19 protein-coding genes are annotated in these 20,089 nt (G+C 40.9%); 15 read left to right on the forward strand and 4 right to left on the reverse strand.

Annotated elements, in window-relative coordinates; genetic code table 11:
* Window positions 1-39: 39 nt before the first annotated feature.
* The 3 genes from ACIROD_RS17320 (at window position 40) to ACIROD_RS17330 (ending at window position 3,887) form a co-directional block, all read left to right on the forward strand.
* A complete protein-coding gene (locus ACIROD_RS17320; protein WP_402942399.1) occupies window positions 40-945 on the forward strand; it encodes a LysR family transcriptional regulator in 906 nt (301 codons plus the stop codon).
* Window positions 946-1,113: 168 nt separating this feature from the next.
* Window positions 1,114-2,286, forward strand: coding sequence for an acyl-CoA dehydrogenase family protein (locus ACIROD_RS17325; protein WP_260357484.1), 1,173 nt, complete (start codon window positions 1,114-1,116; stop codon window positions 2,284-2,286).
* A gap of 26 nt (window positions 2,287-2,312) precedes the next feature.
* The gene (locus tag ACIROD_RS17330; protein ID WP_402942403.1) at window positions 2,313-3,887 is read left to right on the forward strand and encodes a class I adenylate-forming enzyme family protein; all 1,575 of its coding nucleotides are present in this window, start codon (window positions 2,313-2,315) and stop codon (window positions 3,885-3,887) included.
* Between the two features lie 296 nt (window positions 3,888-4,183).
* On the opposite strand, the gene ACIROD_RS17335 is transcribed toward ACIROD_RS17330, so the two are convergent.
* On the reverse strand, window positions 4,184-4,969 hold the full coding sequence (locus tag ACIROD_RS17335; RefSeq protein ID WP_098185351.1) for an IclR family transcriptional regulator domain-containing protein: 786 nt from the start codon (window positions 4,967-4,969) through the stop codon (window positions 4,184-4,186).
* A gap of 244 nt (window positions 4,970-5,213) precedes the next feature.
* Between ACIROD_RS17335 and ACIROD_RS17340 the strand changes: the two genes are divergently transcribed.
* The 12 genes from ACIROD_RS17340 to ACIROD_RS17395 all read left to right on the forward strand — a co-directional run bounded on the left by ACIROD_RS17340 (window position 5,214) and on the right by ACIROD_RS17395 (window position 18,049).
* On the forward strand, window positions 5,214-5,870 hold the full coding sequence (locus tag ACIROD_RS17340) for a CoA transferase subunit A (RefSeq protein ID WP_402942406.1): 657 nt from the start codon (window positions 5,214-5,216) through the stop codon (window positions 5,868-5,870).
* Between the two features lie 6 nt (window positions 5,871-5,876).
* Window positions 5,877-6,542, forward strand: coding sequence for a 3-oxoacid CoA-transferase subunit B (locus tag ACIROD_RS17345; protein ID WP_289349801.1), 666 nt, complete (start codon window positions 5,877-5,879; stop codon window positions 6,540-6,542).
* A gap of 23 nt (window positions 6,543-6,565) precedes the next feature.
* Window positions 6,566-7,747 (forward strand): thiolase family protein, encoded by a 1,182-nt coding sequence (locus ACIROD_RS17350; protein ID WP_402942409.1) that lies wholly within the window; start codon window positions 6,566-6,568, stop codon window positions 7,745-7,747.
* Between the two features lie 70 nt (window positions 7,748-7,817).
* Window positions 7,818-9,092 carry an Nramp family divalent metal transporter gene (locus ACIROD_RS17355; RefSeq protein ID WP_222619746.1) on the forward strand — a complete coding sequence of 425 codons (1,275 nt, stop codon included), beginning with the start codon at window positions 7,818-7,820 and terminating at the stop codon, window positions 9,090-9,092.
* A 646-nt stretch (window positions 9,093-9,738) separates the two neighbouring features.
* Window positions 9,739-10,821: a LuxE/PaaK family acyltransferase gene (locus ACIROD_RS17360; RefSeq protein ID WP_402942413.1), complete on the forward strand. Its 1,083-nt coding sequence runs from the start codon at window positions 9,739-9,741 to the stop codon at window positions 10,819-10,821.
* Window positions 10,818-12,269, forward strand: coding sequence for an acyl-CoA reductase (locus tag ACIROD_RS17365; protein WP_402942416.1), 1,452 nt, complete (start codon window positions 10,818-10,820; stop codon window positions 12,267-12,269). The genes ACIROD_RS17360 and ACIROD_RS17365 overlap by 4 nt, the downstream gene beginning before the upstream one ends.
* An 11-nt stretch (window positions 12,270-12,280) precedes the next feature.
* On the forward strand, window positions 12,281-13,027 hold the full coding sequence (locus ACIROD_RS17370; RefSeq protein WP_402942418.1) for an ABC transporter ATP-binding protein: 747 nt from the start codon (window positions 12,281-12,283) through the stop codon (window positions 13,025-13,027).
* On the forward strand, window positions 13,024-13,782 hold the full coding sequence (locus ACIROD_RS17375; RefSeq protein WP_402942421.1) for an ABC transporter permease: 759 nt from the start codon (window positions 13,024-13,026) through the stop codon (window positions 13,780-13,782). Before ACIROD_RS17370 ends, ACIROD_RS17375 begins: the two co-directional genes overlap by 4 nt.
* The gene (locus tag ACIROD_RS17380) at window positions 13,779-14,810 is read left to right on the forward strand and encodes an ABC transporter substrate-binding protein (protein WP_402942424.1); all 1,032 of its coding nucleotides are present in this window, start codon (window positions 13,779-13,781) and stop codon (window positions 14,808-14,810) included. Before ACIROD_RS17375 ends, ACIROD_RS17380 begins: the two co-directional genes overlap by 4 nt.
* Window positions 14,807-15,571, forward strand: a complete 765-nt coding sequence (locus ACIROD_RS17385) for an SDR family oxidoreductase (RefSeq protein ID WP_402942426.1) — start codon at window positions 14,807-14,809, stop codon at window positions 15,569-15,571. The genes ACIROD_RS17380 and ACIROD_RS17385 overlap by 4 nt, the downstream gene beginning before the upstream one ends.
* A gap of 651 nt (window positions 15,572-16,222) precedes the next feature.
* Complete coding sequence (locus tag ACIROD_RS17390; protein ID WP_402942429.1) at window positions 16,223-17,650, forward strand: alanine/glycine:cation symporter family protein; 1,428 nt, start codon at window positions 16,223-16,225, stop codon at window positions 17,648-17,650.
* Between the two features lie 180 nt (window positions 17,651-17,830).
* Complete coding sequence (locus ACIROD_RS17395) at window positions 17,831-18,049, forward strand: YozQ family protein (protein WP_137018441.1); 219 nt, start codon at window positions 17,831-17,833, stop codon at window positions 18,047-18,049.
* 100 nt (window positions 18,050-18,149) lie between these two features.
* On the opposite strand, the gene ACIROD_RS17400 is transcribed toward ACIROD_RS17395, so the two are convergent.
* From ACIROD_RS17400 to ACIROD_RS17410, 3 genes are read right to left on the reverse strand one after another with little or no spacing between them, the layout of a single operon-like run.
* Entirely contained in the window at window positions 18,150-18,995 is an 846-nt protein-coding gene (locus tag ACIROD_RS17400; protein ID WP_402942432.1) for an energy-coupling factor ABC transporter ATP-binding protein, read from the reverse strand.
* 18 nt (window positions 18,996-19,013) lie between these two features.
* Window positions 19,014-19,790: a cobalt ECF transporter T component CbiQ gene (cbiQ, locus tag ACIROD_RS17405; protein ID WP_260357489.1), complete on the reverse strand. Its 777-nt coding sequence runs from the start codon at window positions 19,788-19,790 to the stop codon at window positions 19,014-19,016.
* Window positions 19,777-20,088 (reverse strand): energy-coupling factor ABC transporter substrate-binding protein, encoded by a 312-nt coding sequence (locus ACIROD_RS17410; protein WP_101221871.1) that lies wholly within the window; start codon window positions 20,086-20,088, stop codon window positions 19,777-19,779. Before ACIROD_RS17410 ends, cbiQ begins: the two co-directional genes overlap by 14 nt.
* Window position 20,089: the final 1 nt, after the last annotated feature.

The following is a 20,089-nucleotide window of genomic DNA, read 5'->3' on the forward strand; positions in this document are numbered from 1 at the left end:
AGGTATGATATTAGTAATAGGCTAGAAGGAGAATGAATCATGAATATTGAACAATTGGAATATATCATCAAGGTAGCCGAGGTTAACTCGATTTCCACGGCTTCAGAAAGCCTCCATATCTCCCAATCTGGAATCAGTATGGCCATTACGAGTTTGGAGAAGGAATTAGGTATAAAAATCTTCAAGCGGTCAAGGTTAGGAACCATACCTACAGAAGACGGAAAGGAAATCATCCAGAAAGCTCTTGAAGTATTAAACAAATTGGAAGAAATAAGAGACAGTGCTCAAATACATTCAGATACGATGGAAAAAGAGTTACGCCTATCATCAACACAAGGTTTATTTCTAACGGTTTTGCCTAAATCCTTGGCCTTATTTAAGAAGAAGTATCCCGAGGTGAAAATTGTCATTGAAGAAAAAGGGGGACAAGAGATAACCGAAGAAGTACTGAATGGTAAGATAGACATCGGGCTATTGAATATCCCAAAGGTTAAACCAAAAGAAATTGAGTTGGAATTCCAACCCTTGATGGAAGCTAAAGTGATTGTGATGGTCAGTAAGAACTCCCCTTTAGTGAACCGTAAAAGCATAACCCCAAAAGAGCTAATGGACCAAAATTTGGTCATTTACAATGGACCAAGAATGAAGTTGTTCATTAAAGGTTTTTTTAATCATTACGGTGAGATGAATATATTGTTTTTCACAAATAATACAGAGATCATCAAAAAAACCGTCGCTGAGGGATTGGCGATTGCCTTTTCTTATGATATTGGAGTTAACAGCGACCCCTATTTCCTAAGCGGGGAACTTGTGGCCATTCCTTTGGTGGAGCTGGAAAATAATACAATGGAATTCGGTTACGTTCGCTCTAAGAAGCAGTATTTTTCAAAAGCTGCCAGGGAGTTTATTAAATGTCTCGATTTCTATACTACTCTTAAATATTAGTTTCCTATGATGATAGGGAACTAATATTTTTTTATTTACTTCAATATTTTTTATATTTATATCATATATCCTTATTTTACTTAAATATTATTTACATTTAAAATTAATGTTATAACATTTTAAATATTTAAAAAATTCAACGAAAATAAAAATCGAAAGGGGAAACTTATGGTAACGACCCAGGAAGAGAAATTAGAGGTACTACAAACAAAGTTGCAGGATTTCATCCAAAATGAATTGCTTCCATATGAACAGGAGCATGGATTGAACGCTGAAGAGGATATCCCGATGGAAGCGATACAATGGGCAAGGAAACGTTCCAGGGAATTGGGGTTTTATGGTATTAACCTCCCTGAAACATATGGCGGACAAGATGTTAGTTTAAAAGGCTTATGCATGTTCAAGGAAGAATTGGCCCGTTCCGGAGCGGTTTTATGGGGGCAGGTTATCGGCGAGATTGGCGGGCCGCTAAGAATTGGCCAGATGTTGGAAAGTTTTACACCTGAGCAAATAGAAAAATATGTGATGCCCGTTGTGACGGGAGATGCGAGCTGCTGCTTTGCCCTTACAGAACCAAATGCTGGATCAGATGCCTTCGCTATCGAAACAACAGCCGTTAAAGACGGAAATGATTATATATTAAATGGAAAGAAACATTTTATCAGTGCGGCCCCCTATGCTGATTTCGCCATTGTCATAGCGAAAGAATCCGGGAAAGGAGAAAAAGAAAGAATCACTGCTTTCCTAGTTGATAAAAAAACATCCCAACATCCGGGGTTTGAACTAGGAGACATTCAAGTTCCCCTATCAGGAGAACGCATACATGCTGAATTGAATTTCAATCAATGTCGAGTGCCTGCCGCCAATATAATCGGAGAACCAGGAAAAGGTTTGCTGCTCGGATTGAAAAGAATAAACACAAATCGCGCTTCCCATGCCGCCGGCTTTATCGGAATGGCTCAACACCTTCTCGATTTATCTATTGAACATGCCAAAACGCGAGTCCAACATGGCCGGCCCATCGGTGACTTCCAGGCAATTCAGCATATGCTCGCAGATATGGCGACGGAAATCTACGCAGCAAGGTGCATGGTCTATGATGTGGTTGGAAAAATTGATCAAGGAAAAGAGGATCGAGCCGGCACGTCCATGGCTAAACTGTTTGCTTCAGAAGTAAATTGCCGTGTGGCTGACAAGGCTGTCCAAATCTTTGGCTCCAAAGGCTTGGTAAAAGGGCATCCAGTAGAAAAAATGTACAGGAGTGCACGGATGTACCGTATTCTGAGCGGAACCTCAGAAATTCAAAAAAATACAATTGCCAAAGCATTATTAAAAGGGTAAAACCTTTTTCGGGGGAGGAAATATACATGCTGCATAAGTTGACATTTCAGTCACTGTTGAATAAAGGAATGAAACGATTCGGCGAACTGCCGGCTATTACCTTGTTGCCAGCCGGGGAAACGATAACCTACGACGAGTTATGGAAGAAAACAGAACTTATCACATCTTATCTACTTCGTTTAGGTGCAGGAAGGGGTGTCCGCATAGCGACCATCATTCCAAACAGTTTAGAAAGTGTGATGTTTGGTTTGGCCATCCAGCAATGTGGAGCAACCTTGGTGCCATTAAGTGAAAAACTGGGGAAAAGAGAAATACAATTCATTTTAAAGGAAGCAAAACCAGAAGTGGTCATAATAGCTACACAGACACACTTTGACACCTTCTTTGAGTATTTGGAAGAAATGAAGAAGGAAGATGTCCATGTTATTGGGCTCCCAGGCTTTCATATTAATTATCCGGAGGAGTTTGAACTGTTTAAATGGCCCGGCGAAATAAATAATCTAGACTTGCCATTAGCTGAAGAGGAAGACATTGCCCTTCTGTCATATACAGGCGGGACAACGGGTACACCCAAAGGCGTCATGCATTCCCAGAAAGGACTCGGCGCCGCCATACTTTCTGCAGCTATCGAAGACCCGCTGGATGACCGTGACCGGGTATTGCTAAGTACGCCCATTGTGCATTCAGCCGGTTCATTACTTTGGAGATCCCTTGTTTCGGGCGTCCATGTCTATGTGATGGGTTCATTCGACGCTGCAGCTTTCATACAGGCGATAAAGGAACATGAAATCACGACGACATTCATGGTACCGACCATGTTATACAGGCTCCTTGACCAGACAAAGAAGATGGAATATGATATGAGCTCCATGCGTAATATCTTTTACGGCGCGTCACCAATTTCTCAAAAGCGCCTTAAAGAAGCTTTTGAAGTATTCGGGCCTATCATGCGCCAGCAATACGGCATGACTGAATGCAATATTGTCATTGCCAGACTATCGAAGAGCGCTCATGTATGGGCTTATCATAACAATTCGGAAATTCTGAAAAGCTGTGGGAAACCGTGCATTCTTACCGAAGTTCGACTGATTGATGAAGATGGAAATGATGTAAAACCAACCGAGCTTGGAGAAATTATCGTAAAATCACCAGCCATGATGGTAGGCTATTATCAAAGACCGGATCTTACCCAAGAATACATCCGTGATGGCTGGTTCTACACGGGGGATATTGGTAAATGGGATGAAAGCGGTTACCTTTATATTGTGGATAGGAAGAAAGATATGATCATTACGGGCGGGATGAACGTATATTCTTCAGAAGTTGAGCGAGTGGTGAACCAGCACCCTTCTGTTGCATTAAGTGCTTGCATAGGCGTTCCCCATCCAGATTGGGGAGAAGTAGTGTGTGTCGTGGTATCATTGCGAGAAGGATCGAACTGTACTAGTGAGGAATTAATTGATTTCTGCAAACAAAGAACCTCTAAGTATATGGTTCCTAAAATAGCCTATTTTCTTGATAAGTTCCCATTAACGCCGATTGGAAAAATAGATAAAAAAGAACTAAGAAAGATGTTTTCACAAGGGATTCTAACCATTTAGGAGAGGCAGGAGAAGTGTATCATAACAGACTTAATTTCAACATTGAGACCTACAGAAAACTAGAAAATATAAGATAGACACAAATTATTTTAAGTTGCATCATAATTCATACGTGAATAGGAAATTTAGGTATATATTCCCGAAAGAATATTTTCGCACCAGAACCCTTAATAATAAAAAGACGACTCCAATTTTATGAAAATAAATTGGAGTCGTCTTTTTTACTACTAAATTAAATACCACTAAGAAACGAAAGTTTTCAGTGGCCTCAATTTTTTCAAGTGTGTATTTTGATTTTAACTTTTAGATCCCGTTTGATGATTTAATTTTTTAACTCCTTCTTGAAGGGCTGGCAAGTAGATTTCTAATAATTTCTTTTTATCTGTTCGGATGACCTGGGTAGAAACATTTACTGCGGCTATCGTTGCCCCCTGCCAATTGATAATGGGCATTGAAATGGAGCGGAGTCCTTCCTCTAGCTCTTCATCACCTAACGCATAACCCCGTGACCTGGTCATGGCCAGGTCTTCCTCGAATTTTTCATAAGTGGTGATTGTATTTTGGGTAAAGGCTTCGATATTGGTGATTCCCCAAATTTTTTTCCTTTCGTTTTCGGGTAACCAGGCAACAAGTGCTTTTCCTAATGAGGTTGCATAATAAGGCAACCTTGAACCGACCTTCAAGTTTGCCCCGACGATCCTTTTAGCTGCATTTACTCTGGAAACATAGACAACTTCTGCCCCATCCAGAATGGCCAGATTTGTTGATTCCTTTACAGTGGCAGAGATAGATTCCAAGATTGGTTGAGCAAGATCCGGTAAATTCAATGTTTGTAAATAATGGACCGCTAAATCCAAAACCTTAGGGCTGAGTTGAAATCTATTGTCTTCTATTAACCTTATATAACCAAGGTCGACAAGGGTTAATGCAAAGCGTCTAACTGTCGCTTTATTAATGCCTGTCCGCTCTGCAAGTTCCCGAAGCGAAAGACTAGCAGAACTTGAATCAAAAGCTTTTAACACTTCAAATCCTTTTGCGACTGATTGGACGAAATAAGATGATTGTTCCGTTTCATTATTCATCTCGAACTTCCTCCTAAAAATAATGAAAATTTATAGTGAATTATCAGCCTAATTGTTAGAAAAAATAAACAATTAGGTTGACTTCTTAACAAAAGATAATTATGATTATCCCAAGGTACACTATATGTACAAGGTGTACGTATAGTGTACACTTATAATCGCAATTATACAACTCTTATTTTAAATTTTTTTCATTGAATATGTAAGGGATTACATTACGTGGAAGAGGAGGCTTTAAGCTACATTGAATAAGATCATTACTGCATCAGAAGCTGTTTCGTATATAAAAGATGGAGACACCGTCGCTGTAGGAGGTTTTGGGTTGGTAGGATGCCCTCTTAACTTGGTGGAAGCATTGGCTGAATATCCAGTTTCCGATTTAACGATCATTAGCAATAACCTAGGGGAACCCGGAGGAAAAGGTCTAGGTAAGATTCTACTCCAAAATAAAATAAAAAAAGGGATAGGTTCATATTTTACGAGTAATATGGATGCCGTCCGTTACGTCAAGCAAGGCATCTTGGAAGTGGAGCTGGTTCCGCAGGGGACATTAGGCGAAAGGTTACGAGCAGCAGGTGCCGGTATAGGTGGATTTTATACTCGAACGTCAGCAGGGACACTTATAGGAGAAAATAAAGAGTCACGCGTGATTAATGGAAAAGAATATGTTTTAGAGTTACCGTTATTTGCTGATGTGGCTTTAGTGAAGGCTAAAAAAGCAGATAGGTTGGGTAATTTAATCTATTCAAAAACAGCTCGGAACTTTAACCCTGATATGGCTAGTGCAGCAAAAATAACTATAGTTGAAGTGGAGGAGATTGTTGAAATGGGAAAGATATCTCCCGAGGAAATCATAACGCCTCATTTGTTCGTGGATTTTATAGTGGAAAGGAGAAATTGACCGAAGATGTCGTCACTTACTATTAAAGAAATGATAGCCAAAAGGGTTGCTATGGAAATAAAAGAGGGAACAATCGTCAATTTAGGGATCGGCATTCCGACCATGGTTGCTAACTATATACCCGAAAATAAATCAGTATACCTTCATACCGAAAATGGGCTCCTTGGAGTAGGTCCTTCGCCAGAAAAAGGGAAGGAAGACCCTGAAATCATAAATGCCGGGAAATTACCGGTCACCGCACAAAAAGGTGCTGCTTATTTTTCATCCTCCGAATCATTTGCGATGATTCGCGGCGGACATGTTGATACAGTCGTTTTAGGAGCCCTTCAAGTCAGTGAAACAGGAGATTTAGCAAACTGGGCTGTACCGGGAAAGGATATTTTAGGAGTTGGTGGAGCAATGGATTTAGTCGTGGGTGCAAAGGAAGTCATCATTGCAACTCAGCATTGCACGAGAGAGGGTAATCCGAAAATTGTCAATCACTGCGATATTCCACTAACAGCCCAAGGTGTTGTATCGACATTAATATCTGAATATGCAGTTTTTCGATTTAAAGATAATGAAATGATTTTAGAAGAGTTAGACAAGGGGTGTACGATAGAGAAATTAAAAGAAATCACACCTGCAAATTTTATAATTTCACCAAGTTTGAAAGCGTATTCAGTCGAATGAATTAACAATCCGGAGGTATTATAATGGATCATGAATTTGTAATTGTTAGCGCAAACCGTACAGCCATTGGTAGAGTTGGCGGACGATTAAAAGATATACCGGCTGGAAATCTAGCTGCAACAACCATTAAAGATGCGATTGAGCGTGCTGGGCTAGCACCTGAGCAGATCAATGAAGTAATTTTTGGTGAGGTACGTCAGTCCACTGAATCATCTAATCTAGCACGTGTTGCTGCATTAAGAGCTGGTATTCCCCATGAGGCCTCTGCTTTCACAGTAAACCGACTATGTGCTTCAGGCATTCAGGCTGTTGTATCGGGGGTTCAGCACTTAGTATTTAATCCGGATGATATTGTTGTTGCCGGCGGAGCGGAAAATATGAGTAGAGCCCCCATTTATTTAAGAAATTCACGATATGGAGAAGGAAATCCTTACCTTGTTGATTCTAATCTTGAAAATGGCCAGCAGCCAATCGAAGTTTTTGGAAAAGACTTAGGTATGGGGGTTACAGCTGAAAACGTTGCGGAAAAATATAATATTTCCCGTGAGGATCAGGATGCATTTGCCTTGGAAAGCCAGAATCGGGCAAAATTAGCAATTGAGTCTGAATCCTTCAAATCTCAAATTGTTCCGATTGAAATAAAAACTAGAAAAAACGCATCGATTTTCCAAATAGACGAGCACCCAAGAGACACAACCTTAGAAAAATTAACCCAATTGAAACCAGTCTTTAAAAAGGATGGAACTGTCACAGCGGGTAATGCCTGTGGCCGTAATGATGGAGCGAGTTCCTTAGTTTTAATGACTCGAGAAAAGGCTTCCAACATAGGTGTCAAACCTATTGCCAAAATCGTTAACTGGTCTACAGCCGGTGTCGATCCACGATATATGGGAATCGGTCCAGTTCCCGCAATCGAAAAACTTTTGAAAAAAACTGGTCTGAAGGTTGAGGATATAGGGCTGTTTGAATTGAATGAGGCTTTCGCTTCGCAATCACTTGCCGTCATACGTGAAGCAAAGCTGGATCCGGATAAAATCAATGTAAATGGTGGGGCTATCGCATTAGGTCATCCATTAGGCGCAACTGGAGCGATAATCATAACGAAATTAATTCATGAAATGCAAAAACGACAAGAAAGATACGGGATAGCGACTCTATGTATTGGCGGAGGTCAGGGCATGGCTATTTTATTAGAATTAGCCTAAGACGATTCTAAATGAATGAACTACATTAAATAAATATATTTTGGACATTTACGATCTGAGGAGGCATTACATGGAGACAGAACTTAATAAGCCACAGCTCAAAATTCCACCAGCTACGATGGGGGAAAAATTAAGACAGGTTGGACCAGGTATAGTTGTCGCTGCCACAGGTGTAGGAACTGCTGATTTGATAACATCTATCGTTATTGGAACGTCCTTTGGAATGACCTTTGTATGGGCCATTATTGTCGGTGCAATTTTGAAATACTTTTTAAATGAAGGTGTAGGACGCTGGTATTTGGCAACTGGACAAACCATGATTGATGGCTGGCATTCATTAGGGAAATGGGCAACAGGTTATTTTGGTATCTACTCAGTCATTTGGGGATTTATCTATGGAGCAGCTGCAGCATCGACTTCAGCATTGGCCATGCACGCCATGTTTCCAATCATGCCGCTTTGGGCTTGGGCTATCGTCCATTCGATTCTAGGCTTCGGTCTCGTTTGGACAGGCCGTTATCTGCTGTTTGAACGTGTAATGACAGTTTTAATAGGTGTTATGTTTGTAACGATTATCGGTACAGCGATTCTTTTCCTACCTAGCTTAGGAGATTTCGCAATCGGATTCGTTCCTAGAGTTCCAGAAGGCTCATTCATTTTAATGCTAGGCTTGATTGGTGGAGTTGGTGGAACAATCACTATGGCTTCCTATGGTTATTGGTTAAGTGAAAAAAGCTGGAGTGGAAAAGGTTGGATTTCCATGATGAGAACAGATACCAAGGTTGCCTATACATTAACAGCTATTTTTACATTGGCTGCATTGATAATCGGTGCTCAATTTCTTGCGGGTACAGGTGTCAGCATCCGTGATGATCAAGGGCTTATCCAACTTGCCGAAATGCTTGGGGCGGAGTTTGGCACACCTATGCGTTGGTTATTCTTAATTGCATTTTGGTCTGCAGCTTTCTCTTCCTTACTTGGAGTTTGGAATGGGGTTCCGTATCTTTTTGCTGATTTTGTCAAAACGATACGCAAGAAAAAGGCTCCAGGAAAACAGGCTGTATCAGAAACGGAACCTGCTTATCGTGCCTATCTAACCTGGCTGACATTCCCTCCGATGATTTTGTTTTATTTCGGAAAACCCGTCGAGTTAATCATCATATATGGAGCTTTAGGAGCATTATTTATGCCATTCCTGGCGATCTCCCTGATTTTATTATTAAATTCGAAAAAGGTAGATAAAGAGTTTAGGAACAAAGCGGTTCCTAATTTGGTTTTAACGGCTTGTCTCATCATGTTCGTCTATTTAGGGGTTAACGAACTTATTGAAATTTTTACGAAATAATAGGTAAAGGCTGTGGGGAATCTTCTTCCTGATAGCCTTTATTTTTCCCTTTAGCTGGTCAGTCTCACTTTCATACGAAGGTTTTTTTACCCCCAAATCTCATTTTCGCTGCCCCGTAAAAGCATATGTGCCTTACACCTTCACGGAAAAGCTGATAGTCATCGAAAATAATTATATTAAAGAAGGATTTCTAGCAAACATATTCAATCCAAAAGTAGCTGTGTTTTTAAGTTTTTTACCCTAATTTATATCCAGCAGACAAGCACATAGCTTTTACTTTAGAGTTTGGAATGGTATTTCTTTTATATGCCATTAATTAAAGAATTATATGCCTTCATGTAAAATGAAAAATTGAGAAAATCGATTGAGATGATCTGTGTTCATTCCTTTAATGAAATATGGATCTATGATTTAGTGCATTTAACGGTAGTTTAAAATGGAGTTGCATTTTTTAGGCAGAAGGAATAGACTTGAATAAAATTTAATGTTACGGGAGTCTGTGGAATCAGGCTGAGAGTATGACTAACTGTTGTAGACCGTTTGAACCTGTTGGGTAATGCCAGCGTAGGGATTGTGACTAGAGGACCACTGTGCACTTTGCTTACGCAAAGTGCTTTTTTATTTTCTATGAAAGGATGTATTCGAGATGAATCAACAGCAAGTCATAACCAAAAATATTGTTCGCTATATGCAAAATGCATCGGACGAGGCATTCAATGAACAGGCCTTACAATTATTTTCTTATCAATACGATCATAATCTTCCCTACCGAACCTTTTGTTTTCAAAAAGGAAAGACACCAAGGGTAGTTAAGACATGGAGGGACATTCCGGCCGTTCCGATTAATGCTTTTAAAGAAGTCACGCTAAGCTCCATAGATCCCTCTGAAACAGAAGCGGTTTTCATGACGAGCGGAACTACAAAAGGAATTAAGGGCAAACATTATCATCCCACTTTGGCGGTGTTTGATAAGTCCATGATTTTAAATTTCAGGAAAAGATTTATGAAGGAAACGGAGAAAATACGCATGGGGATTCTTTTTCCAACCGAAATAGAAATGCCTAATTCTTCATTAGCTCGCTACTTGGGTCTTGGAATGCGTGAATTCGGTACGAAGGATAGCTACTATCTATTAAATGAAAGTGGAATTGATATGGACCGCTTGCTGGAGTACCTTGGGCATGCGGAAAAAACCGGGGAGCCTTATGCCCTTTTAGGCGCGAGTTTTAGTTTCGTACATATGATCGAAGAATTAGAACGAATGGGAAAGACCTTTAGTTTACCAAAGGGAAGTAAAATCCTTGATACGGGAGGATATAAAAATCAATCTAAGGAATTGGGCTTGGATGAATTCTATCATATGCTTTCAACTCACTTGGGTGTAGACCGGTCTGAATGCATAAATATGTATGGGATGACGGAGCTAAGCACGCAATTTTATGATGACGGTAACGAGACTGTTCCTCCTGTAAAATCGGGACCGCATTGGATAAGGTCTAGAGTGATCAATCCTTTAAGTGGGGAAGAGGTCCAAAAGGGCGAGCGGGGAGTACTTGTTCATTGTGATTTAGCTAATTTTAATTCGGTCACTACCATCCTAACAGAAGATTTAGGGGTCGAGGTGGATGGTGGTTTTCTTTTATTAGGAAGAGTGCAGGGAACAGAGGCAAAGGGTTGTTCCATAGCGGTGGATGAGTTTTTAAAAGCTGCAAAGGGCGTTTCGGAATGAACGAGATTGCAGGATATATACCGGATATAGGGGATGAAGATTTTACAAAAAGGGTTTTAGTATTTAAGAGAAAGAATGAAGAAGTGGAAGTGGAGATTCCCCTTCTTACGATAGAACAGATGAATAAGGTTATAGAAAAAGTTAAAAGGGCGAGTGTTGAGATATTAAAGGCATTTACGACGGTGGAAATCATGGACATTATTGACAAAGCGATTGATAGATTACTGGATCGTCGTTCACCGTACCGTCAAAAGGCTGAACAGCTCCTGCCGATTATTACAGGGTATGATGAGGAAATAGTTCGTCTTGGTCTTACTATTTATTTGAAAAAATTCCGTAAACATGAACTCCAACGCTTTGTTGTTGAAGATTTAGGAAATCCCCTGATGCTTGATGACTTTCAACCTCGAATCAAAGGCGGGTTCTCTAAGGCAGTAGGGCCAAATCTAATCACCCATATTTGGTCGGGGAATGTCCCAGGTCTTCCTTTGTGGAGCTTCATCTCCGCCTTGCTTACCAAGTCAGGAAACATTGGGAAGGTCTCAAGTGCAGAGCCTTTGTTTGCGGGCTTGTTTGCCCGTTTGTTAGTGGAAATTGAACCTAAATTAGCGGATTGCTTTGCCATTGTTTGGTGGAAAGGGGGCGATGAAGAGCGGGAAACATGCATATTGGAACAAAGTGACGTTGTAGTAGGGTACGGCGGCAACGCTTCGCTTCAGTCTCTTCAAAGCCGAACGCCAATAACCACCAGATTTTTGGCTTATGGCCATAAAATCAGTTTTGGGTTGATCTCTCGCTTTAGCCTGGATTCACAAAAAGCTTTTGAAACTGCACGTCAAGCGGCACTTGATGTCATCCGTTATGATCAGCAAGGCTGCTACTCTCCCCATATTTTTTATGTTCAACATGGCGGCAATGTTTCGCCAAAAGAATTTGCGAGATATCTGGCACATGAACTTGAAAACATGGAAAAAAGATATCCTCGGCGGATTCTTTCAATGGAGGAGTCTGCAGCACTGGCATCGTGGCGTCAAAGAGAAGAGATGAGTGTTTTTTATGATTCCCAAAAAGAGGTATTGGGAAATGTAGCACATGATTGGACCGTCGTATACGAAGAAAAGGGCATTTCCTTCACTCCAAGTAGTTTGAATCGAGTGATAAAAGTGATTGCCTTTGAAAAAATAGGGGACCTGATTCCTTCCATTGAGCCTCACCGTTCTTTCCTCCAAACCGTTGGTATAGCTGCAAACCCAAGAGAACTTTTTCATTGGGCCGAGTTATTGGGGGGAATTGGTGTAACGAGGTTAACGGCTTTGGGCAGTATGACGTCTCCCGAAGCTGGATGGCATCATGATGGCCGCTTTAATTTACTAGATTTGATCAACATGGTAGATATAGAGTCCTCTGCTGTAGTGTACAGTGAAAGATTTGCCCCTTATTTTGATTAGGAGGTAGTGGAATGGGTTTTTTGACAGTTAATGATGTGACATACAGCTATCAGGGCAAAAGGTCAGTTATCAATCGTGTAAGCTGGGAAATAGAAAAAGGGGAGTTTCATTGTTTACTAGGGAAGAGTGGGTGCGGGAAAACGACGTTATTAAAGCTGGCAGCAGGCTTACTGCAGGTGGATGCTGGAATTATTTCCCTGAATGGGAAAATCGTAATCAAGCCGTCCCCTGAAGCCGGATTTGTCTTTCAATCCCCAACCCTATTAGAGTGGAAAACTGTAATGGATAACGTTCTGTTGCCCGTTTCCCTTAGGGGGAAAGTGACGGTAAAGGATATAGAGTATGCGATGAAGTTATTGGACACTGTTGGGTTAGCAGACTATCTTCATAGTTTCCCGGCACAATTATCAGGAGGTCAGCAGAGTCGTGTAGCCATTGCAAGGGCACTTGTTGAACAGCCGTCCATGATGTTCTTAGACGAACCATTTGCTGCATTGGACGCGATTACAAGAGAAGAATTACAGGACGACCTTTTAAAGATATGCAAACAGCAAAATACGACAGTCCTTTTTATAACACATGATATTTCAGAAGCTGTTTATCTCTCAGACAAGATAGCGGTAATGGATCAAGGAAGCATTCTCTATGATACAGCTGTCGATCTTGCAAAGCCGCGAACGGTGGAAATGAGGTACAGCTCGTATTTTAATGAACTTTGCCTCAAGGTCCACCAGGTTATGGGGGGAGCACGGATATGAAACGATTTCCTATATACTCCGTAATCCTTTTAATGCTTTTGCTATTTTTATGGGATCTAGCAGCAAGGTCCATGTCGGAGCTTGTCCTGCCGACACCTATTGTGATTTTCCATACTCTTTTTGAAGGCATAATCGGCGGATACTTTACCCCGCATATTATCCGAACCACATCAGAGGTGTTGCTGGGACTGTTTTTTGGAGGGGTATTCGGATTTGTGGCAGGCATTATTTTGGGCGAGGTGCCTTTTTTACGGAAGCTCTTATTTCCTTACATTATTGCCAGTCAAGCCGTTCCGAAGCTTGCTTTAGCCCCTCTTTTTATCCTTTGGTTTGGATTTGGAATGACCTCTAAAGTGGTGATTACGGCACTGATCTGTTTTTTTCCTATTTTGGAGAATACGGTGATGGCCATAAAGTATACGGGTAAGCAGAAGCTGGAACTGTTCAAAATGCTTGGTGCATCACGCTGGCAAACCTTGATCCATTTAAAGATACCTGCCGGGATGCCTGGGATTATAGCAGGGCTTCGAGTAGCGGTCGTTTTGGCAATTGTAGGTGCGGTTGTTGGAGAGTTTATCGGCGGAAGTGACGGATTAGGAGCGGTGATCATCGCTTCACAGGGAATGATGGATACACCATTGATGTTCGCGACCTTGATATTGTTAACGGCCATGGGAATGGTTCTATATCAGGCAGTGCAACTTATGGAAAAGAAATGGGTCAAACGATTTATAAAGGAGACGGAGAAAAAATGAAATCAAAAATTATGCTAATGGGTTTATTATTTTTGATAGCAATAATTACAAGCGCTTGTGGAGCGAAGGAAGAGGCAACCAAGGAAGCAGGCTCAGAGAAAATACAGCAGGTCAGAGTAGCGAATTGGAGTAAGCCGATAACTGAGCAAACGAATTTATTGGTGGATGAGAAAAAACACTTTTTCAAAGATAAAGGATTGGACGTTTCGGTTATTCCAGGAGAAGGTGGCGGGGATGCCATTAAAAATATTGTTTCTGGACAAGCTGACATTGCGTTTACAGATCCCGGCTCTCTTTTCTTTGCATTAGACAAAGGGGAAAAGCTGAAAGTGATTTATAATATCTATCCACAAAATGTGTTTAACATTGTATCCCTTAAAGACAAAAAAATAAATAAGCCACAGGATCTTAAAGGGAAAACAATTGGTGTATATAGTTTAACAAGCGGGACGCGTCAAAATTTATTGGTACTTCTGCATCAGGCTGGACTTTCGGAAAACGATGTAAAAATCGTGGAGACGGGATTGTTGAATTTTGCTCCTTTGATGCAGGGAAAGGTGGATGCAACAGCTGCAACGGATACTGGATTAGCCGTTGCTAAACAAAAAGGATTGGATGAAGTAAATGTCATGGAAGTAAAAGATTATTTGAATGTGCCTAGCGATGTATTTGTTGTCACAGAAAAGACGTATGATGAAAAGAAAGACGTTCTGAAAGAATTTTTGGAGGCTTATAGTAGCAGTGCACAGTGGATGATCAAAAATCCGGAGGAAGCCGCTAAACTAGCATCTGAATATGCTATTGATGGAAAAGATGAACAACAAAACTTGAAAATTATTAATTTGAGAAATATTTCGAGTGTTTCCTCTGAGGGGACTGATAGTAAGGGGCTAGGGGTACTTGATACATCGGTTTTACAAAAAGGGGCAGATACGTACCAGCAATTAGGACTAATTAAAAATAGCATCGATATGAAAGAGGCAGTGCGTGACGATCTTCTTCCTAACAAAACGGAGGAGAAAAAATGAAAAAATTTCAGGGGAAAGTAGTACTGGTGACGGGAGCTAGCCGAGGAATAGGAGCTAGTATTGCCCGTGCCTTTGCGAGAGAAGGGGCACTGGTTATCATCAACTACCTGAAAAATCACGAGGCCGCTGAACAGGTTGCCGTGGATTGTACTAAACTGGGCGGTGAAGGATGGGCTATACAGGGAGATGTCACATCTGAATCGTCCGTCAAACAGATGATCGAACAAGTTTTGGAAGCGGGGAAAATTGATGTTCTCGTGAATAATGCCTTCAAGTCTTACATTTTTGATGCTGACAATCGAAAAATGTCATGGGAGCTAACATGGGAAGATTATCAGGCGCAAATTGATGGGGCTTTACGCTCGACACATTATATGTGTCAGGCAGTCTTACCCATTATGAAAAAACAGAGCAATGGCAGCATCATCAATATGATCAGCAATTTAGTTCAAAGGCCGATTGTACCTTACCATGAATATACGACAGCAAAAAGTGGACTTATGGGGTACAGCCGTAATTTAGCTACAGAGCTCGGAGCTTTTGGAATCAGGGTCAATTGTGTGGCTCCGGGGCTTGTCTATCCAACGGATACAAGCAAGGATACAAAAGAAGAGTTGAAGGACCTCATCATCTCCCAAACTCCACTCCGCAGAATTGCAGCACCAGAAGATGTAGCAGGACCCGTGTTGTTCCTGGCATCAGATTGGAGTCAGTTTATGACAGGGCAAACTTTATTTGTAGATGGCGGGCTTGTGATGTGACAACACGATAATCATTATATCACTACTTGGTAAGTGAATTTTCATTTCATTTACTTCATTTATTTGACCAAATCTTCAAATATTATGCTGTCGTTGAGCAAGAGGGGGGAGTTTTATCTGTGAGCTTTCCTGATCTGAGCTTATGAAGGAGATACATAATAGCTCCAAGTTAGGCAGATGTATTTAATGTCCTGAGGGAGTTTAAAAACTGATGAGTATAGGGAGGCTGTTTAAGTCTCTCTTTTTGTTTGGATTTTGGGAGCTGAAATGCTCCTTTTTTTATTAGTCTCTGCCTACTGATTTTATGATAGGCACAGCAAAATCTTTTTAGTTTTTCAATTTAAACAGTACCCGCTTAGTATTTTTATAATGATGGTGATAAAAATAGAAAATAACTTCCGTTGGGAATGAATGTTAAATGAAGTGAGGAAGTATGATTATTATCTAAAGGAAATGATACTGAAATACCAATTCATGAATGAAAAAAATGGAGTGTTAGGATATAATATATTATTGTATTGGAGATTCATTGTGGAATTTCCTTTTTTTTATGTGCTTCACTTGTTTATCTCCTTAAAGTATGGGGAAATAAATTATAGTTGTATATGTTTTTATAATAATAATCAGAGTTAAGTAGAGAGGTTTGTTTTAATGGAATTCTTAGAAAAATTTATTAGTGAGGCTAATGGTGTGTTATGGTCTTCCATATTGATCATCATGTTGGTTGGATTGGGTCTCTATTTTAGCATCCGCACGAAGTTTGTCCAATTCAGAATGGTAGGGGAAATGTTCAGGCTTTTGGGAGAAGGGGCCACTGCGGATAAAAAAGGTGTAACATCCTTTCAGGCATTTTGCATAAGCACGGCATCGCGGGTAGGAACGGGTAACCTTGCAGGTGTTGCCATCGCGATCACGACGGGCGGACCTGGAGCCGTTTTCTGGATGTGGTTAATAGCATTGATCGGATCTGCTTCCGCATTCATTGAAAGTACACTTGCTCAAATCTATAAGGTCAAGGATGGGGATGCATTCCGCGGCGGTCCTGCTTATTATATGGAAAAGGCATTGAATGCCCGTTGGATGGGTATCACTTTCGCTGTGTTGATTTCGCTTACATTTGGATTGGCTTTCAACTCGGTACAAGCCAATACGATTACAAGCGCATTCAATGAATCGTTTGGGATTGAAAAGTGGGTTACGGCAATCATCTTGGCTATGGTCACGGCTGTCATCATTTTTGGCGGGATCAAAATGGTTGCAAAGGTCTCTGAAGTCATCGTTCCGATCATGGCAGGAGCCTATGTAATAGTGGCGTTGATTATCATCATCATGAACATTACCGAGTTACCTGGTGTTTTTGCTTTGATCTTTGAAAGTGCATTTGATGGAATAAAAGAAGTGGCTGGCGGAGTACTGGGAGCTGCCATGATGCAGGGAATCAAGCGCGGCCTATTTTCAAATGAAGCCGGGATGGGTAGTGCACCAAATGCTGGTGCCACGGCTGACGTCAGTCATCCCGTCAAGCAAGGTCTCATTCAGTCTCTAGGTGTTTTTGTCGATACGCTCATCATTTGCAGCTCGACAGCCTTCATCATTCTGTTTTCAGGTCTTTATACATCTAAGGAAACGGATGGTATCGTCCTAACCCAAAATGCCCTCGCAACGGCATTGGGATCTTGGGCGGGTATTTTCCTTGCCATTATCGTACTGCTATTCGCCTTTAGTTCGATTGTTGGCAACTATTATTATGGAGAGTCGAACATCGGCTTCATCAATGAAAATAAGGTTTGGCTGAATGTCTATCGTATCGCAGTCGTAGGGATGGTGATATTCGGTTCGCTTGCATCACTGGATTTTGTTTGGGGACTGGCTGACTTGCTGATGGCCCTTATGGCCATTATCAACCTGATCGCCATAGCTTTACTTGGAAAGATTGCTTTTGCTGCACTGGCGGATTATCAAAAGCAAAAGAAAAGTGGGAAAAATCCAGTCTTCCATGTGAACAATATTGAAGGTTTGAAGAATGTGGAATGCTGGGGTGACCCATCCGATAATGTGGATGTGAAGAAGGAGGCATAAGCTCTCAGTAAGCTTACATGTTAAGTCCCTGAAAGGGGATTTTACTTGTAAGCTTTTTCTTTGCCTTTTTCCTCCTTTTTTAACATTATTGAATATTGCTTCGTTTTTTACACAAAATACCTTTGACTTTAATACTGTTGTCAAAATTTTTGGACATTTTAAAAAATAGGAGTGAATAAAATGGATAGCAAGCAATCAAAAAATGAATCTTCAGAAGTTGCCGGAAGAATATATGATGTCAGCGATTATAAACGGGAAGATCCTTTATCCTCTGGACTGGCCAGAACCCACGAACAAGTCTCGGATACTTATGCGGAAGGCGAAATAAAGGCAGTCATTGATGATGTAAACGGAAGAGATATTGAAATTGCAAAAGAAAGATCTAAAGAAGAAAGGTAATAAAATTTGTTTTTTTAGGAACAAGAATTATCGCCTGCTATTTTTTAGATATCGGTTTTATCCCCTAGCTTCTGATGAAGCAAGAGCTAGGGGAAATTAATTAATAAATTCTTTCTGTCTCCAACTTTTGAAGCAATTCTTCCTTCGTTCTTGGGAAAAGGTCCCTTTCTGCAGGGTTCCTTGATTGAAGAAGGGCTTGAAACATTTCAAATACCCACGGTTTCTCCAGATGTGCCTGCAGCAAAACGTCTTCATCATGGAAAACGGAAACAGGGTCCCCTTGGTATATGACCTTACCATCGTTCATGACCACGATTTCATCAGCCCATTGGTAAGCAAAATTAACATCATGAGATGAGAGGATTATCGTTTTGTCAGGGTGGTGGATACTGTCCAGCAGATTCATGATCTGTCTTGAGAAATAAGGATCCAATCCAGCGGTAGGCTCGTCCAGGAGCCAGACATCGGGTTCCATGGCAAGTACCCCTGCAATGGCGACACGTTTTTTTTGCCCAAGGCTCAAAAAATGGGTAGGTCTGTCTTTCAGTTCCGTTACTTCCGTTTGGCCCATTGCCCAATTTACTTTCTCTTGAACCTTAATTCTATCCCATCCTAAATTCATCGGTCCAAACGATATATCCTGTTGTACATTAGTGGAAAAGAGCTGAGAGTCGGGATCTTGAAAAACGATCCCGACTTGCTTTCGTAATGATAATAATGATTTACGGTCATATTTCATTTTTTTGCCCTTAAATCTGATCTTTCCTGCTGTAGGTTGTAAAAGACCATTTAAATGGAGGAATAAAGTCGATTTGCCGGCACCATTATTGCCTAATAATGCAATCTTTTTACCCTGTTGAATCGTTAGCGACAGATCGTTTAAAGCGAACGTTCCATCTGTGAATTGATGGGTGAGGCCTTCTATATGAAAAATATGCTCGTCCATTGTTGGGTTGCCTCCAATTTACAAATATCCATTAATAAAGATTAAGCTTCCTAATATTACTATCGCGATCAGCCAATTGCGTGAGGAATAGGTGTAAGTATCCTCGAGATAGGAAAGGTTCTCCTGATAGCCTCTTGCGTTCATGGCCATCGTCAATTGCCCAGAGCGCTGCAATACTCCTAAAAATAAAGACGAGATTAGTAATCCGAGAGATCGTATGCCTTTCCTTAATGAAACATACCCTAGCCGTGAAGCTTGTGCTTGATGAATGGCCAAAGCTGTATCTAAAAAAATAAAGATGAAGCGATAGGTCAATTCTATTAAATCAATCAATAAGGAAGGCACTTTAAGTTTTCGCAACACGGATAGGATGACGGTAATGGGTGTAGTTAAGGTAAGGAAATATAAACAGCTTATACTGCCGAATACAACAGTGATCAAATTGGACACTGTACCGACGCTGTCATCGCTGATGAATATTTGCCAGTTCCCGACCTTCCAGGACCACCATATATTCGATATCGAAGTAAATTCGCTTGTGAAAGAAAAAAGGATGGTAATTGTTCCAGATAGTATAAAAAATCCTGGCAATAGAAGTAATTTCAGATAATAGGAAAGCGGGATTTTTGCCGCAAAAATGATTAAAGCGCTCATCACCGTAAAAGTGATGAGCGAAACGGTCATATCCCTTACCGTTAACGAAAACAGCAAAAGGGAAAGTGCAAAAACCATCTTTTCCAACGGATGAACATCCTTTAGCCCATTGAAATAGGCATATTTATCAATGAGTAACATGCTTCGATTTTTCTGTCAATTCTTGTTTGGTTTGCTTATTCCTTTGTCTCATCACGCCAATGAAGTATCCGATGAAACCGGCTCCGATTGCAGCTTGAAGCGCAAATAATAAGCTTTCGGTTTCTGCACCTGGCGGCTCCCATATACTGTTGAACCATGGCTTGTATTCCGGATGGATCTTAGTGATGGCTTCCTCAGCTTCCCCGTCGGCACCGCCAAATTCCGTTCCTTGTTGGGTGATTAACGGTATGGTTGCAAGAATGACAACCAGGAAAAGCAGCAGTAGACTTTTTTTCATA

This window comes from Peribacillus sp. NPDC101481, assembly GCF_044767165.1.
Lineage (GTDB): Bacteria > Bacillota > Bacilli > Bacillales > DSM-1321 > Peribacillus.